Origin of the sequence: Alteromonas macleodii, from assembly GCF_903772925.1 — a bacterium.
GTDB lineage: Bacteria > Pseudomonadota > Gammaproteobacteria > Enterobacterales > Alteromonadaceae > Alteromonas > Alteromonas macleodii_A.
The window spans coordinates 971235-988139 of sequence record NZ_LR812090.1; the positions used below are offsets into that span (position 1 = coordinate 971235).

A 16905-nucleotide genomic window follows, 5' to 3' on the forward strand; every position below is an offset into this window, starting at 1 on the left:
TTAAAAAATAAGAATAATACGCTCAAAATTTATAACCCGTTGTATTTTATAGTTTATTTTATATTTAATATGACGTGGAACCTTATTGAATTATCCTTTATAAATATTGGTAATGCCAAAAATATAAATAAAATTGACCATTTTTTAACATTTTGTGTTGACCAATGTAAAAACTTGTCTTACTTTTGTAACTGTCTTGTAAAGTAGGTGTAAGACAAGTTTGCAGGGCGGGTAAGTTGCAAATCAATTAAGTGGTAAGGAATGAGTGATTAAACATTCCTCAATCCTTAAGAGGAAAACACACATGGCACACAAGTTATCAAAGATTACACTTGCGGTACTTTCGGCTACGACACTAAGCCTAACCGCATCAGTAAATGCACAAGAAACACAGCAAGAACAAAACGAAGACGTAGAAGTCATTGAGGTATCGGGGATCCGTGCGTCGCTCGCGAGCGCAATGAATGAAAAGCGTTTTAAAAATAACCTTGTTGAGGTTATCGAAGCAGAGGACATTGGTAAGTTACCAGACCAGAACTTAGCAGAAGTATTAGAGAACATTACCGGTATTCAGATTACGCGTGAAGCGGGTGTTGGTACGGGTGTTCAAATTCGTGGTACCGATGCCAACCGTACTGAAATCAACGGTGTTTCAACAGTTGGCTCAGGTGCAGGTCGAAGCGGTATTGACTTTGAGGACGTTTCAGCAGCGATTATAGCAGGCCTAGAGGTTACCAAGTCACCTGATGCAAAAACCATTGAAGGTTCAGTGGGTGGTACGATCAACCTAAAAACAATCCGCCCCTTACAGCTTAATGAACAGCTTGCAGCATTTCGTGTACAAGGTGAGAACAGCAGCCTAACCACTGATAGCAACTTTCAACCTCGTATTTCAGGCACGTTTGGTGATAACTGGGATACCGACCACGGTACCATTGGTGTTGTAATAAGTGGTAGTTATGCTCAGCAAGACGTAACTGCATTTCGTCCTCGCGCAGATAGAGATAACTTAGTTGCTTCAGATAGTGGCGTAGCAAGTGCTCAGTCTTTTGATTTTCTACCTATCCAGTTCTTCGTTCAAGATTACGATAACTTCGAGTACGAAACTAAAAACCTAGTAGGTACTATTGAATGGGCGCCGAATGACAACACTAAGTTTTTCTTTGACGCCATTATTAATGATCAAGAACGTTTGCAAGAGAGTTCTCGAGTTCAAGCATCGGGCGTAAGTGCGCTAAATGACATTTCTGTTCCAGACGAGTTTGAAACTATCGATTTTGGTTCTTTAGGTGGTACAAACCTAGGCTCTATCCAGGCGGCACTACGTGGCGTTATACCTGTAAACCTGGAAAACGATGACGACGATCCGAACCTACGTTTATCAACAGATACAAATTCTCGTGTAACGAAGAGTGAAATTTTCCGCTTAGGTGGTGAATGGCAGGGCGAAAAGTGGAGCGTATTTGCAGAGGTAGCCTCTTCATCGTCTGATACTACTACGCCAAGCTTTAATACAACGCTTAACTTTATCAACCCGAATGCGCCGTTAGATGCCGGTGGTGCGAACGATAACTCAGTACCATTTGCGTACGATCTTAGCGGAGGTGCACTAACATTTGGTATTGCTGAGGGGGCAGAATATGCCCCAACTGTAGAGCAATTATTAGACCCTTACAACGTAGTACTTCGTGACGTTAACATCGGTCGTGATGTTGTTGAAAATTCTGAGGATGCGTTCAGAGTCGATTTCACCTATTACGTTGACTCGCTTATCACATCTGTTGATTTTGGCTATCGTTACAACAAGTCTAGCAGTATGATGCAGGACATCAGCACCAGCGTAGGTTTGCGTTCAATGGAAGATAGTCCGCGTGGTGACCTCTTCTCTGATTTACTAGTGGCTGGCCCAGACAACTTTAACGAAGCTGATGGTAGAGAGTTATACGTAAAAGATTTTCTTCTCATCGATCCTGAACTGGTTTCTTCTGACCCAGACGGTGTATTAGCAACGCTACAAAGTGCGCTTGAAGCACACGGCTCTTCACGGTCATTAGGTCAACCAACGGCAAGTTCGTCAGGTTTCTTTGATATCGAAGAAGATACGCACGCACTTTATGCTCAAGCTAACTTCGAGTATGAAATGTTTAGAGGTAACTTCGGTTTTCGTTACGTTCAAACTGATCTAACTTCAACGGGTAACTCTGTAACAGAGGATGATGCTGGCAACGATATTGTTTCTACAATTGTATCTGAATCTGATTATAACTATTTCTTACCACGTTTTAACTTAGTTGCTGATGTGGCGGATGATGTTGTGTTGAGGTTTGGTGCGGGTAAAGATATTCGTCGTCCTAACTTTGACGACCTTTCTACATCGGTAACATTCAGTACTAGCCCTAACCCGAACGTAGCTATCGGTAATCCTAACTTGAAACCTGAAGAGGTTATTTCTTACGACATAGCCGCTGAATGGTACTTCGCTGAGGCGAGCGTGTTGAGTGTTGGCTTTTTCCACAAGACGCGTAAAGAGTTACACGTAGACCAAATCGTAAGTGCCTTTGAGGATCCTACAACCGGTTACCGCGATCTCACTGACCCATGTGAAGGCGGTGGTATCTTCAACCCTATCGCTGATATTAACGTGTTTGGCCCAGAACTAGGTACAGGTGTTTGTGTTGGTACTGAGACAAAAGTGAACGATCCTGCTGAAACAACACAGAAGGGTATCGAAATTGCTGTTCAATATGACCTTTCCAGCTTTGAACAAGAACTAGGCTGGGCATCAGGGTTCGGTGTGCTTGCTAACTACACAATACAAGAATTCTCTGGTGGTAAACTAGAAAATTCTGCGACAAGTCGTGCAGACGCGGTATTCGCTGCTACTACGGGTGTCGAAGATATCGACGTAACGGCAGTTCAAGGTCTTCTTAACCTTTCAGAAAACGCTTACAACATTACGCTTTACTACGAGAAATTCGGTTTATCTGCTCGTATGCGCTACACATGGCGTGAAGCTTACCGTACCAATGACTTCGGCAGTACGTCTAGCTTCCCATGGGGCTTCCCTGCGGTACAAGCTGACCGCGGTCAGTTAAATGCAAGTGTGACTTACGATGTTAACGAAAACCTTAATATTGGTGTTGAGGCAGTAAACATTACTGAGTCTGAAGTAGAGCAGTACTGTGTTAACGAAGGGTCACTTCTGTGCTTCCAAGGTCTTACTGACCGAAGAATTACTGTAGGTGCAAACTATCGTTTCTAATTTGTAAAACAACTGCCGTGGCACGCGGCAGTATATACACCCTGGATCACAAAGTGTGGTTGTGATGTGTGCATTAGCCCTAACGCCAGTTAGGGCTTTTTTTGTTTTTTTAATAGCCCTTATATTGTCGCTATTTATCTATTTTTGACGACTTGCCTTTCCTATTGAATTCATGTGCGAATGTAGTTTACTGAAATTCTCATATCGTCACTGAGCTAGACAACTTCACTGAGTAGCTAAAAACCATAAGTGATTGGTTGAAGGGGCTGTGATTCGCTTTAAGCTTTATAGAGAACATAGAACATAGAACATAGAACATAGAACATAGAACATAGAACATAGAACAGAGAACAGAGAACAGACTCGACGAGAGTATTGTTACTTATCACATACAAAAAAGGCACCGCGAATTACGCTGGTGCCTTTTAAAAAGTGAGTTAAGCCACTTTAGGGCTAAACTTATTGACCTTTAATTTCGCTGCGGCCTTTATAAGTTGCTGCGTCGCCAAGTGCTTCTTCAATACGAAGCAATTGGTTGTACTTAGCAACACGGTCAGAACGACATAGTGAACCAGTCTTGATTTGGCCCGCTGCTGTACCTACTGCAAGATCAGCAATGGTCGCATCTTCAGTTTCGCCAGAACGGTGAGAGATAACCGCTGTAAAGCCAGCGTCTTTCGCCATTTTAATCGCGTTAAGGGTTTCAGTTAGTGAACCAATTTGGTTGAACTTGATAAGGATTGAGTTACCAATTCCGTTATCGATACCGCGCTTAAGAATTTTAGTGTTAGTTACAAACAAGTCGTCACCAACTAGCTGTACTTTGTCACCAATCTTCTTAGTTAGGCTTGCCCAGCCGCCCCAGTCGCTTTCGTCTAGGCCGTCTTCAATTGATACGATTGGGTACTGTGAAGAAAGGTCTGCAAGATAGTCGCCAAACGCTTCTGAATCGAAGCTCTTGTCTTCGCCAGAAAGTACGTATTTGCCTTCTTTGTAGAATTCAGACGCCGCACAGTCTAGTGCTAGCGTGATGTCTTCATTCATTTTGTAGCCAGCGTTTTCAACTGCTTCTACGATTACCGCTAGTGCTTCAGCGTTTGAGCTAAGGTTAGGTGCAAAACCACCTTCGTCACCAACTGCCGTGTTAAGGCCTTTAGCAGAAAGTACTTTCTTAAGTGCGTGGAAAATTTCAGCACCCATACGTAGTGCTTCTTTGAAGCTCTTCGCGCCAACTGGCTGTACCATGAACTCTTGAATGTCTACGTTGTTGTCAGCGTGCTCACCACCGTTGATGATGTTCATCATAGGTACAGGCATTGAGTATTGACCAGCAGTACCGTTTAGGTCTGCAATGTGCTCGTAAAGCGCTACGCCTTTTTCCGCCGCTGCCGCTTTAGCTACAGCAAGAGAAACAGCCAAGATCGCGTTTGCACCAAGTGTTTCTTTATTTTCTGTGCCATCAAGGTCAATCATGATGCCGTCGATATCAGCTTGCGCTAGTGCATCTTTGCCGATAAGTGCTGGCGCGATGGTATCGTTAACTGCTGCAACTGCCTTTGTTACACCTTTACCTAGGTAACGAGACTTGTCGCCGTCGCGTAGTTCTAGTGCTTCGCGGCTACCAGTAGAGGCACCTGATGGTGCTGCAGCTCGGCCCATTACGCCCGATTCTAAATATACGTCTGCTTCTACAGTAGGGTTACCGCGTGAATCTAAGATTTCGCGTCCGATAATGCGACTAATTTTCGCCATGTTTTTTCCTCAACAATTGAATGGGGCGCAACGGGAGAGAGCGCCCCTTTTATTAGAAATTAATGATTTTCTTTCTGGTATTTTCCTGCCGCAGCAACGAAACCAGTAAATAGTGGGTGTCCATCCCGAGGAGTTGATGTGAACTCAGGGTGGAATTGGCCCGCAATGAACCATGGATGATCAGGGATTTCCACCACTTCTACAAGTCGCTTGTCAGTGGACAAACCACTTACTTTCAGACCTGCTGCTTCGATTTGGTCGCGCAGGTTGTTATTTACCTCGTAACGGTGACGGTGACGCTCGTAAATCTCAGCATCGCCATACATCTCGTGAACTTTTGTGCCTTCAATAAGGTGGCAAAGCTGGCTACCTAAGCGCATAGTGCCGCCCAAGTCAGACGTTTCGGTACGTACTTCAGTGGTACCCGCAGCGTCTAACCACTCGGTAATAAGACCTACAACAGGATAAGGTGTGTCTGGATTAAATTCAGTACTGTTCGCGTTTTCCATACCTGCCACATTACGTGCATATTCGATAAGCGCGACTTGCATACCTAAACAAATGCCTAAGTAAGGCACCTTGTTCTCTCGAGCATAACGGGCTGCTGCGATTTTACCTTCAATACCGCGTTCACCAAAGCCGCCAGGTACTAAGATAGCGTCCAACTGCTCTAGAATTTGTGTGCCTTTGCTTTCCACATTTTGTGAGTCGATGTGATGAATATTTACGGTCAGTCGGTTTTTAAGACCAGCATGCTTAAGCGCTTCATTAACTGACTTATAGGCATCAGGCAATTCAACGTACTTACCAATCATACCGATATTTACTTCAGCTGTAGGGTTAGACTCAGCGTAAAGCACTTGTTCCCATTCAGATAGGTCTGCTTCGTTGCACTCTAAACCAAAGCGGTCTACAACCAGCTGGTCCATACCTTGCGCTTTAAGTGCAGCAGGAATACGGTAAATGCTGTCTACGTCTTTAAGTGAAATAACCGCTTTATCAGCAACATTGGTGAACAGCGCGATTTTAGAACGTTCGCTGGCTGGTAATGCACCCACTGAACGGCACACAAGAATGTCTGGCTGAATACCAATAGAGCGCAGTTCTTTTACCGAGTGCTGCGTAGGCTTAGTTTTTACTTCGCCTGACGCTGGCATATAAGGTACTAGCGTTAAGTGCATAAACATTGCGCGCTCACGGCCCACTTCCGTACCAAGCTGGCGAATCGCTTCTAAGAAAGGTTGTGACTCGATGTCACCTACGGTACCACCCACTTCAACAATAGCCACATCGTGACCTTCAGCACCTTCAATTACACGACGCTTAATTTCATTGGTGATATGAGGGATAACCTGAATAGTTGCACCAAGGTAATCACCGCGACGCTCGCGCTTTAACACTTCCTCATATACACGGCCGGTAGTGAAGTTATTGCGCTTTGTCATGCGGGTGCGAATAAAACGCTCGTAGTGACCAAGATCGAGGTCGGTCTCAGCGCCGTCATCAGTAACAAATACTTCACCATGCTGGATAGGGCTCATAGTGCCCGGGTCGACATTGATGTAAGGGTCGAGTTTTAACATGGTTACGGTGAGACCGCGAGCTTCCAGAATTGCGGCCAGCGATGCTGCAGCAATACCTTTACCTAGCGATGAAACTACACCACCTGTGACGAAAATATAATTTGTCATGCGAAACCTAGAACGTTTGGGTTGTATGGTAAATATAGGCTGAGTTTAGAACAAAACCAGCTACACTTTGGACGGGGCGATAGTATACGCAAAATCATGTGGGCAGACAATCAATTTGCCCACATGATGCGCAATTTATACGCGCTTAAGCTTGGTTTAAGACTGGCTTAGACGCTTAAGTGTGTAAATAAGGTCTAGCGCTTGGCGCGGTGATAGCTCATCGGGCGATAAGTTTTCAAGTGTCTCTACCACTGGGTGTGGTTTATCTGGAAATAGCATTTCCGCTTGGCCTTTTGAGTTTGTCTTGGCTTTGCCTGATGTGCTTGTTTTATTTAGGTCTTTACGAGAACGCTGTGACTCAGTTGATATACCAGCAGCTTCCGCCTCGTCACTGGTCATAAGATGTGACGACTCTAATACGGCAAGTTTTTGTTGGGCCGCTTTTATTACCGCTTTAGGTACACCTGCAAGTTGCGCAACCTGTAAACCGAAGCTTTTACTCGCCGCGCCTTCTGATACGGTATGCATGAAGCGTATGGTATCTTCAAACTCCATCGCGTCTAAATGCACGTTTACCACGCCACTTTGTGTTTCAGGAAGCTCAGTAAGTTCGAAATAATGGGTAGCAAAAAGGGTATAAGCATTAAGCTGCTTTGCTAAGTAACTTGCACAGGCCCAAGCCAGTGATAAACCATCATAGGTACTGGTGCCGCGTCCTATTTCATCCATTAATACTAGCGAGTTTTCTGTGGCATTGTTTAGGATGTTCGCCGTTTCTGTCATCTCGACCATAAAGGTAGAGCGACCTGAGGCTAAATCATCCGATGCGCCAATGCGCGTAAATATGCGATCAAGCTTTCCTATATGGGCGTTTTCAGCGGGTACAAAGCTACCAATACAGGCTAGTAACGCAATCAGCGCGGTTTGTCGCATGTAAGTTGATTTACCGCCCATGTTAGGACCGGTAATGATTAACATGCGGCGTTCGGTATCTAGCTGAAGTGGGTTAGCAATGAAAGGGTCTTTCATCACGTTTTCAACTACAGGATGGCGACCAGCGTCATAGGTAAGTACGCATTCTTGGCTTAGGTTTGGTCGATACCAATCAAGTGACACGGCACGTTCAGCAAAACAGCACAGTACATCAAGCTTAGCAAGCGCAGAAGCCGTTTCAATTAACCTGTTTAGGTATGGTGCAAAATTGTCGAACAGTGCTTCATAAAGTTGCTTTTCAAGGGCAAGTGCGGCTCCTTGGCTACTTAATACTTTGTCTTCGTGCTCTTTAAGTTCTGGCGTTATGTAGCGCTCAGTGTTTTTAAGGGTTTGTCTGCGAATATATTCTGCAGGCGCTAACGCACTGTTTGCACGGCTAATCTCAATAAAAAAACCGTGGACCTTGTTATAGCCCACTTTCAACGTGGAAATGCCAGTGCGCTCGCGCTCTCGTTGCTCCATAGCGTCTAGGTAGTCAGTAGCGCCTTGTGATAGCTTGCGCAGTTCGTCAAGTTCTGCGTTGTAGCCCTCGGCAATTACGCCGCCATCCCGTATTACTACTGGCGGGTTATCAATAATGGCATCGTTTAACAGGGCTTGAAGCTCTGGGTAAGTGCCAATGGTTTCGCTGATACTTCTGATTTGCCCTGTATCGAACCTAGCTAAGGCATCTTGTAAATCAGGCAGTGCATTAAATGCATTTTTTAGGCGAGCAAAGTCACGAGGGCGCGCAGAGCGAAGGGCTAAGCGAGCCATAATACGTTCTATATCACCAATGTGTTTTAGCGCTAGTCGAATATCCTCAGGGTCGTCGTTAATGAAAGTTTCAACAGCATCAAGGCGGCTGTGAAGTTCATGCTGGTCTGTTAAAGGCGAATGAATAACGCGCTGTAGCATACGACTACCCATGGCGGTGGTGGTGGTGTCCATCACGCTGAATAGTGTATTTTCCTGCCCACCCGATAAATTATGAGTAAGCTCTAAATTTCTACGCGTGGCAGCATCAAGCTGCACACGGCTGTCTTGCTGCTCGGTCTGGATGCGGCGAATGTGAGGCAGAGCAGTGCGCTGGGTATCCTTTACATATTGTAAAACGCAGCCCGCTGCGCCTAAGCCTTTAGTGACGCCTTTTATTCCAAAGCCATCTAATGTTTTGGTTTCAAACTGTGCATTTAGCTGTTCGGTGGCGGTATCGATGTCAAATTCCCATTCAGGGCGGCGTCTAAGCCCTTTACGATTTTCAACCAGTGCCAAACTTTCAAACCCTTCAGGGTAAAGAAGTTCTGCTGGGTTAATGCGCTGAATCTCCGCCAATAGGCCTTCATCACTATCGCTTTCAAAGATAACGAACCTGCCACTGGTGACATCTAATGTTGCCAAACCATAATGCATACTATGACCGCACACTGCCGCAAGAATATTGTCGCGACGTTCTTCTAGTAGCGCTTCATCGGTCACTGTGCCGGGAGTAACAATACGCTGCACTGCGCGTTCAACAGGGCCTTTACTGGTGGCAGGGTCGCCAACCTGTTCACAAATGGCAACCGACTCGCCCATCTTGACTAAGCGCGAGAGGTAGCTCTCCACCGCATGGTAGGGCACACCCGCCATAGGGATAGGTTCGCCGCCAGATTTCCCTCTTGCTGTTAGCGATATATCCAGTAATTCCGCAGCTTTTTTGGCATCGTCGTAAAACAACTCATAAAAGTCGCCCATGCGATAAAATAGTAGAATATTCGGATGCTGCGCCTTAATAGTCAGGTATTGGCGCATCATAGGAGTATGTGATTCCAAAAAAATGCCTCTGCGAATTTGTTGCTGGGTTTTATGCCTGTTAAGGGGAATAAATGATAAACTCACGCCCACTAAGATCAAGCGAAGATCTGATAAAGCACAACAGGTGTAACTAGGTATATCCAAATGAGCACAACATTTTCAACTGATTCGACGGCAAACGCCAGCCCTTTAAAGCTTGATAGCGCATTATCTGCGCAAGTTCAGGCACTAGGAGATGCACTTAGAGCAAAAGGTTGGAGTGTATCTAGTGCAGAATCCTGTACAGGTGGGGGGATTGCTTTTGCTTTCACCAGTGTGTCGGGAAGCTCTGACTGGTTTAATCAATCTTGGGTGACCTACTCAAATGATGCGAAGCAGAACATATTAGGTGTTACCGAGCAGACGCTTAACGAGCACGGTGCAGTGTCGAAGCACACGGTAAAAGAAATGGCAGAAGGCGTGCGACGTAATAGCGGTGCGCAGCTAGCAGTGACCGTAAGCGGCATCGCTGGACCTGGAGGAGGCAGCGAAGAAAAGCCAGTAGGCACTGTGTGGTTTGGCTTTTTATGTGGGGAGCACGAAGCGCAAATTAAACAGGTGTTTAGCGGCAATCGCGACGAAGTACGTCAACACGCTATTAGCTTTGCTATAACGCACTTGGTTAAAATGTTGAACGAAATTTAAAAACACTGGTTGAAACTGTATGCTTGTACAGTATAGAATGTGATCATTATTTGGTAATTTCATAAAAGATATGGAAGACACCAATACAGAATTTAACCGCAAATCCTAGAGGATACATACGTGGACGATAACAAATCAAAAGCTTTAACCGCCGCAGTTGGCCAAATTGAAAAGCAATTTGGTAAAGGCGCCATCATGCGCTTAGGCGATAACCAAGCCATGGATATTGAAGCGATTTCTACTGGCTCACTAACCATTGATATCGCTCTAGGTATAGGTGGCTTACCTTGTGGACGTGTAGTAGAAATTTACGGTCCTGAATCCTCTGGTAAAACAACGCTTACGCTTCAAGTTATTGCTGAAGCGCAGAAGAAGGGTAAAACCTGTGCGTTCGTAGATGCTGAGCACGCTTTAGACCCAGTTTACGCTGAAAAGCTTGGCGTAAACATCGATGAACTATTGGTATCTCAGCCTGATACTGGTGAGCAAGCGCTAGAAATTTGCGACATGCTAGTACGTTCAGGTGCAGTAGACGTTGTTATCGTTGACTCTGTAGCAGCGCTTACACCTAAAGCGGAAATTGAAGGTGACATGGGTGATTCTCACGTTGGTCTTCAGGCCCGTCTAATGTCACAAGCGTTGCGTAAGCTTACGGCTAACATTAAACGCTCTAATACGCTATGTATCTTCATCAACCAAATTCGTATGAAGATTGGTGTAATGTTCGGTAACCCAGAAACCACTACCGGTGGTAACGCGCTTAAGTTCTACTCTTCTGTTCGTTTAGACATCCGCCGTATCGGCGCAGTGAAAGAAGGCGACGAGGTAGTAGGTAACGAAACCCGCGTGAAAGTAGTGAAGAACAAAGTCGCGCCTCCGTTTAAGCAAGCCGAGTTTATGATTCGCTACGGTGAAGGTATTAGTAAAGAGGCTGAGCTTATCGACCTTGGTGTTAAGCAGAAGCTTGTTGATAAAGCCGGCGCTTGGTACAGCTACAAAGGCGATCGCATTGGTCAAGGTAAAGCAAACGTAATGAAGTATCTTAAGGAACACCCTGAAACCGCTAATGAGATCGAAACCAAGATCCGTCAAGAGTTATTGCTTTCTAAAACCATGCAGGCTGAAGAAGCCTTGCCACAGGGCGAAGACGACGTACTTCCTGAATAAGATAGGTTTTACAAGTATCTTAAAAACCCACCGAAAGGTGGGTTTTTTTATGCCTTTGCTACGCAGGGTATATTAAGAAATATTTACTAACACTTAATATCCGGTTGAAACTTGTACAAAAAATAAAAACAGGGAATGCTGTAATAAAGTACGATAAGCGAAGACTACAAAGAAAGATTGGCTTATGGTGTATTTCCAAGGTTCAACATTTCGGAATATGAATAAGGAAAATTTGCGGCTACAGCAAATAATGCCTTGAACAACGATTAATATTGAGAACAGCTTACATCAAGAGGGAAAAGGGAATGATTGAAATATCAGGTCTCGCTAAACGCTTTACGGTGGAAAACCCGAAAAAGCTTAGCGAACAAGAGAAGAAGGACCCGCGTTTAAAAGGGCGTTATTTTCAGTCAGTAAGGGATGTGTCTTTTACTTGCGAAAAAGGTCAGGTTCTGGGACTGCTAGGGCCTAACGGCGCAGGTAAAACCACTACATTGCGTATGCTTTCAACAGCGCTTAAACCCGACAGCGGTAAAGTGCTCATAGGTGGCGAAGACGTACTTTCTAACCCAAACATTGCGCGAAAAAAGATTGGTTTTCTTTCCAGTTCAACGGGTCTATACGGCCGTTTAAGTGGGCGTGAAAATATTAGCTACTTCGGTGAGCTACACGGCATTTCAAAAAATGTGATTAATGCACGTATTGAAGAGTTAGCTGACTTGCTCGATATGCAAACCTTCCTTGATAGAAGAGCGGAGAATTTTTCATCAGGCATGAAACAAAAAGTGTCGATTGCCCGTGCGGTTATTCACGAGCCAGAGTTGGTGGTTCTCGATGAGCCTACAACTGGCCTTGATATTATGGCGACTAGTACCGTAATGGAATTTATCCAACGTCTTAAGGATAAAGGTACACCGGTAATTTTCTCTACTCACCACCTCGACGAAGTACAAGCTCTTTGTGACAAAGTAACAGTCATTAATCAAGGAGAAACAGTATTTAACGATTCGCTTGCCGCCTTTAGTGCACTTTCTGGTAATGGTGCAGAGGCTGGGCAAATGCATAAGAGCTTCCTAAAAACACTTTCAATGGATTCTGAGGAGATGGGAAATGTGGTTAATCTTTAAAAAGGAGTTCAAAGAGCTATTACGGGATAAGAAAACCATCATATTTATGATTGGTTTACCACTTTTATTATTCCCTGCCATCTTTGGTGTCGCATTCTTTTTTATGAGTTCAGCGGCGGACAAAGCAGAGAACGCGGTGTTGAAATACGCGATTGTTGGCGAAACCTATGCACCGGAAATTGTGCAGTCTTTTAACGACGCTTCTGATAAATTCGAGCCAGTTATGATTGGCGATGAGACTGACTATGCCAAACTCATTAAAAACGAAACGTTGGACTTTGTGTTGGTTATACCAGAGAGTTTCGATAGTGATGTATTAAGTTCAGGGCAACATAAGATTCAGCTTTATTTAAACGATGCAGGCCTAAACAAAGTTATGGGGCGTGTTTCCGATATTATTGATGAATATACAGACGCGTTTCAGCAAAGCGCGTTTGCACAGCTAAACCTTGATGAAACTCAGCAAGAGGCTTTACTAAAGCCGATTAAAATAGAAAAGCAAAATGTGGCGGATGATCGCGAAGTGTGGGGTGAACGTTTAGGCGGTATGCTGCCTTACTTTATATTCATCTTGTGCTTACAAGGTGCCATGGCGCCAGCCTCAGACTTGGGCGCAGGTGAAAAAGAACGTGGTACCTTAGAAACCCTGCTTATATCGCCAATGGATCGTCACAAGTTGGTATTGGGTAAGTTCTTTACGGTAGCTACCGCAGGTATTGTTACCGCGCTAATAACGGTGTCTTCCATGGCTATATGGGGGCTAGTGTTATCCCAAGGCATGGCTGTTGAATTCGTCGTTGAGATCATGTCAATGATAGGTCTTGTAGACTTCTTACTGATTTTCTTGATGTTAGTGCCAGTGGTCGCAGTATTTGCGGCGGTATTGTTATCGCTTTCTATTTATGCCCGCTCTTTTAAAGAAGCGCAAAGCTATATGGGGTCACTAATTATGGTGGTTATTTTCCCCGTAATCATTGCGATGATGCCGGGAGTAGAGCTAAAAGGTGGCTGGGTTTGGGTACCGCTTACTAACGTTGCCCTTGCCATGAAAGAGCTGTTCAAAGGCACTATGGATTACTTCGCGCTATTTGGCATATTTACGTCTACAGCAGTCATTGCGGCAGGTCTTATTTTCTTTTGTATCCATTGGTTTAACAAAGAAAAAGTACTGTTTAGATAGTCTGAAAAGTATTGAGTGAATAGCAAAAGAGCTCGCTTAACGCGGGCTCTTTTTTAAATAGAAGCTGTACACAGTAACGAGCTTGTCATTAACCAATCACTTATGAAAAAGAAGTGGGTAGTTTGTCGATATAAATGACTTTGTGTAATTACCTATTGAAATTGGTATTACCCTCACACTTCAAAATCCACCCGTTTAATAATACCTTCCCACCCAGGAGGAATTTTTCCCTGCAAAACGTACGAGTAAGCAAGAAGTTCAGCGATGACGTAATAAAGTGACTCGGGTATGTCTTGTCCTACATCTAATGTGGTGAGAACTTCACTTAAGTAAGGGTCTTCATGAATAAGAATTCCAGTTTCTTCAGCCATGGCGATTATTGCCTCAGCTAAGTCTCCATATCCCTTAGATACTACCTTCGGCGCATTTTTCTTGTCGCCGCCATCGTATTTTAAGCCAATAGCACGTTTTGTCTTTTGAGAATCAGTCATACTCATTCTACCTAAACCCTAGTTTCAAATATCTGATGAGGGCGTGTATTTAACGTTTCAGGGATATGGCCTCGCTGGTAACTCGTGTTTTCAACCACAAGTCCGAGAGAGGAAAGGCGTTTATGCAGGTAGGGTAGTGTGTCGCCAATACGCCTGAGCACTTCATCGTTCGATGCATATAAGTCTAAATTAATCGTGTCTTTATCAATCTTTGACTTCGCCAATACTTGCCCGCTATCTCCAATGTCTAGTTTCATCGTGATATTCCAAAGCGAGCGCTGGCCTATTTGTGCGTGTTTATGTTTCTGCCCTCTTTGGTCTCGACTTATCAAGAGCTCGGGCGGACTGTGATGTTGTGAAAGCGACGGTAAAACGTAATAGAAACTATCTTGTCCTTGAATACGGGAATCGACATTCGCTACTTTGCTTTGCTGATGACTGCTTAGCAAGGTTTTGAGTTGAGAAAGTAACTGCTGGCGCCCGTCTAACTGGTTCATGTCTTGGCTAACGCGACTTGGTTGAGTGGTCACTCCCATATTCGATAGCGTCTTTGAAACGATAGAGTCAGGTGCATCTATTTGGGTTTTTAAGCTAGGCTGTCTTTGCATGGCTCGGCCTGCTAGCGCCAACTGAACTAAAGCAACCATGCCTTGTACGAAGCTTGATGAACTTACAGGCGATGTTAAATTAACCGGAGTAGTCACCAAGGCTTGTGTTGAGATAAGCTGCTGCAAGCGTTGAGATAATCCTTGGTCGTTCATGTCTAGTGCGAGCTTTTTAGGCCCGCTATTAACGTCGTTGGCAGTATTTACGCTCTCTCCCACGAAGCTTTCGCTTGCTTTTACGCCAGCAAGAAGCTTGTCGGTGTCTGAAATAATAGGGGAGGCTTCTGCCCCCTTACTTTGTATAGCTGCCAACTGTTGAGCAATACTACTCAGTAAACTATTTGATAACCCTTTTGCTTGTGTGCTTAAAGACTGAGCTAGGGAGGCAAGTGATACCTGTGATACAGAGGGTGATTTACTTCCACTATCCTTTCCTTGTATTCCCCCCGTTTCTTCAGACCCATTGGTCTTCGATTGCTTTAACGCATTTGACGCCGCCATCAATTGCTCAATAGTAGGCTTGGGTGGTCCGATAAAGTCCCCATTAAAAGCTCTGGCTTGAGAAGGTTTGGCGTTAAGCGCATCAAGGCCTTTTAGCTGCTGTAATATCTTATCAATATGCTGTACATCAGGCGCTTTGGTCGCACCGACATCTTGAGATAACTTTCCATTCTCAACGATAGTGACAAGCTGGCTTAACGCTTGGTTTGTATTGCCCGTCTGGCTTAGTAAGACTCGGGAAAGGGCGGTGATCGCCCTGTGCACATCCGAGCCTTTAAGTGATGTGGGGGCTTCTTTATCAATGTGCGCAACAGTAGATGTGATACTTCCAGCACCCTTATCTAAAACGGTATCGATCCCTTTTGCGGTTACTTTTGGGAGTTGTGATAGGTCGAGTTTGTTTACCTGTTCTGCCTTTAAAGAAGGAATGGCAAAGGAAGATGAGCTGCTCTGAGGCAAGCTTATTTGTACCACCGGACTTTGTTGCACTGTACGTATTGAAAGCTTGCTATCAACCAAGGTTAGCGCAGATACAGCTTTTAATGCGTCGGGTTTGGTGCCTAAACTTTTTATAACAGTATTAAGACTGGGAGGGTTATTGGAATTGTGTTCAATGGCGACGCCACCTTGTCTAATCGAACTTGCAATAACCTGCTGTTGTAAATTAGCACTTATATTTTTGTGTGTAATGGTGGCGAGATTACCGGCGTTAACTCTTGGAGCATTGCCTGCTTTTGAGATCTCCTGAGAAACCTGAAGTGTGATATGGCCATTACTTTCTCTACTTAGTCTTAAGACAACTTGCTGACCAAGCAGCTTTTGAAGTGCGGTTTTAGCACCACTATCAAGCTTTTCAGTACTAATGCCGTTAAGGGGCAGGACGTCGCTTTTGGAAGTGTTAATTTGAAGCTGCCCGAAGCTCTCGCTTTTTGTTGAAATAGCGAGCTCACCTTTAAGGGTCACGGCAGCATTATTTGCAGCGAGCGCCTTTGCCACGGCTTTGAACAAATCCGCTTTATCAGAGGGCGTTAATACGGCGTTCTGTTGCGAGGAACGTGTAAAAAGCAATACCGCTCGCTGAGAACCAGATTGGTCAGATAGAGTACTTTGAGGCACGAGAGCAAGCTGAGCATTGTTAATTGCTTGCTTTGGCAGTTTTGCATCTGTCTCGGCGGGTAAAACAATATTTAGTGTTTGCGGTGCTGAAACAGCGCTACTTGATGGAATATTATTTACCGAGGCGCTTATCGCTAATACGCGTTCGGGCAAGCGTTCAACTATTACTTTTGCCGCATTATCTAACGCGGCTGCCTGAGACAATGTGGCATTAGTAATAACGGGAGACGTACTTCCTTTTTGCCCATGAGCCGCAGCGTTTACACTTCCTGTTTGTGATAAGGATGCTAAAGCCGAGCCAGAAGATGGATTCGAAGCGGCTGCCAATAGTGATGATAATGGTGTTGTCATGTTTGTAATATCGGCACGGTGGCGCTTTTCCTTACTAATTAAAGTATAGCAAAGCTATTAAGGGCTGTTTCCAATTTACGCAGGGCCACCAATAGGAAAAAGAAAAACTTCCCATCAAAGGCAAGATAACCTAAGTGAAAATGCCTTTGTCGTTGAAGTAAATCATATTTAATTGGAATTCGCGACTGCGAAAAAGCGTTCATGTGGTA

At 44.6% G+C, this 16905-nt stretch carries 10 protein-coding genes; 5 read left to right on the top strand and 5 right to left on the bottom strand.

The window, feature by feature from the left end:
- Window positions 1-304: 304 nt before the first annotated feature.
- Window positions 305-3262: a TonB-dependent receptor gene (locus PCAR9_RS04275; RefSeq protein ID WP_179982555.1), complete on the top strand. Its 2958-nt coding sequence runs from the start codon at window positions 305-307 to the stop codon at window positions 3260-3262.
- Between the two features lie 459 nt (window positions 3263-3721).
- Here the strand turns inward: PCAR9_RS04275 and eno are convergent, their stop codons facing one another.
- The 3 genes from eno to mutS all read right to left on the bottom strand — a co-directional run bounded on the left by eno (window position 3722) and on the right by mutS (window position 9474).
- Window positions 3722-5014 (bottom strand): phosphopyruvate hydratase, encoded by a 1293-nt coding sequence (gene eno, locus PCAR9_RS04280; RefSeq protein ID WP_179982556.1) that lies wholly within the window; start codon window positions 5012-5014, stop codon window positions 3722-3724.
- 59 nt (window positions 5015-5073) lie between these two features.
- Window positions 5074-6705 (bottom strand): CTP synthase, encoded by a 1632-nt coding sequence (pyrG, locus tag PCAR9_RS04285; protein WP_179982557.1) that lies wholly within the window; start codon window positions 6703-6705, stop codon window positions 5074-5076.
- Window positions 6706-6861: 156 nt separating this feature from the next.
- Window positions 6862-9474 carry a DNA mismatch repair protein MutS gene (gene mutS / locus PCAR9_RS04290; protein ID WP_179985148.1) on the bottom strand — a complete coding sequence of 871 codons (2613 nt, stop codon included), beginning with the start codon at window positions 9472-9474 and terminating at the stop codon, window positions 6862-6864.
- A 144-nt stretch (window positions 9475-9618) separates the two neighbouring features.
- Here mutS and PCAR9_RS04295 point away from each other — a divergent pair, with 144 nt between their 5' ends.
- The 4 genes from PCAR9_RS04295 (at window position 9619) to PCAR9_RS04310 (ending at window position 13632) form a co-directional block, all read left to right on the top strand.
- Window positions 9619-10158 carry a CinA family protein gene (locus PCAR9_RS04295; protein WP_179982558.1) on the top strand — a complete coding sequence of 180 codons (540 nt, stop codon included), beginning with the start codon at window positions 9619-9621 and terminating at the stop codon, window positions 10156-10158.
- Between the two features lie 120 nt (window positions 10159-10278).
- Window positions 10279-11325: a recombinase RecA gene (recA, locus tag PCAR9_RS04300; RefSeq protein ID WP_179982559.1), complete on the top strand. Its 1047-nt coding sequence runs from the start codon at window positions 10279-10281 to the stop codon at window positions 11323-11325.
- A gap of 305 nt (window positions 11326-11630) precedes the next feature.
- Window positions 11631-12452 carry an ATP-binding cassette domain-containing protein gene (locus tag PCAR9_RS04305; protein WP_118490106.1) on the top strand — a complete coding sequence of 274 codons (822 nt, stop codon included), beginning with the start codon at window positions 11631-11633 and terminating at the stop codon, window positions 12450-12452.
- Window positions 12436-13632 (top strand): ABC transporter permease, encoded by a 1197-nt coding sequence (locus tag PCAR9_RS04310; RefSeq protein ID WP_179982560.1) that lies wholly within the window; start codon window positions 12436-12438, stop codon window positions 13630-13632. Before PCAR9_RS04305 ends, PCAR9_RS04310 begins: the two co-directional genes overlap by 17 nt.
- Window positions 13633-13805: 173 nt before the next feature.
- Here PCAR9_RS04310 and PCAR9_RS04315 read toward each other — a convergent pair whose 3' ends face one another.
- Together PCAR9_RS04315 and PCAR9_RS04320 are read right to left on the bottom strand one after the other, a co-directional pair.
- Complete coding sequence (locus PCAR9_RS04315; protein WP_025254245.1) at window positions 13806-14123, bottom strand: EscU/YscU/HrcU family type III secretion system export apparatus switch protein; 318 nt, start codon at window positions 14121-14123, stop codon at window positions 13806-13808.
- An 11-nt stretch (window positions 14124-14134) separates the two neighbouring features.
- Window positions 14135-16696, bottom strand: a complete 2562-nt coding sequence (locus tag PCAR9_RS04320; RefSeq protein WP_179982561.1) for a flagellar hook-length control protein FliK — start codon at window positions 16694-16696, stop codon at window positions 14135-14137.
- Window positions 16697-16905: the final 209 nt, after the last annotated feature.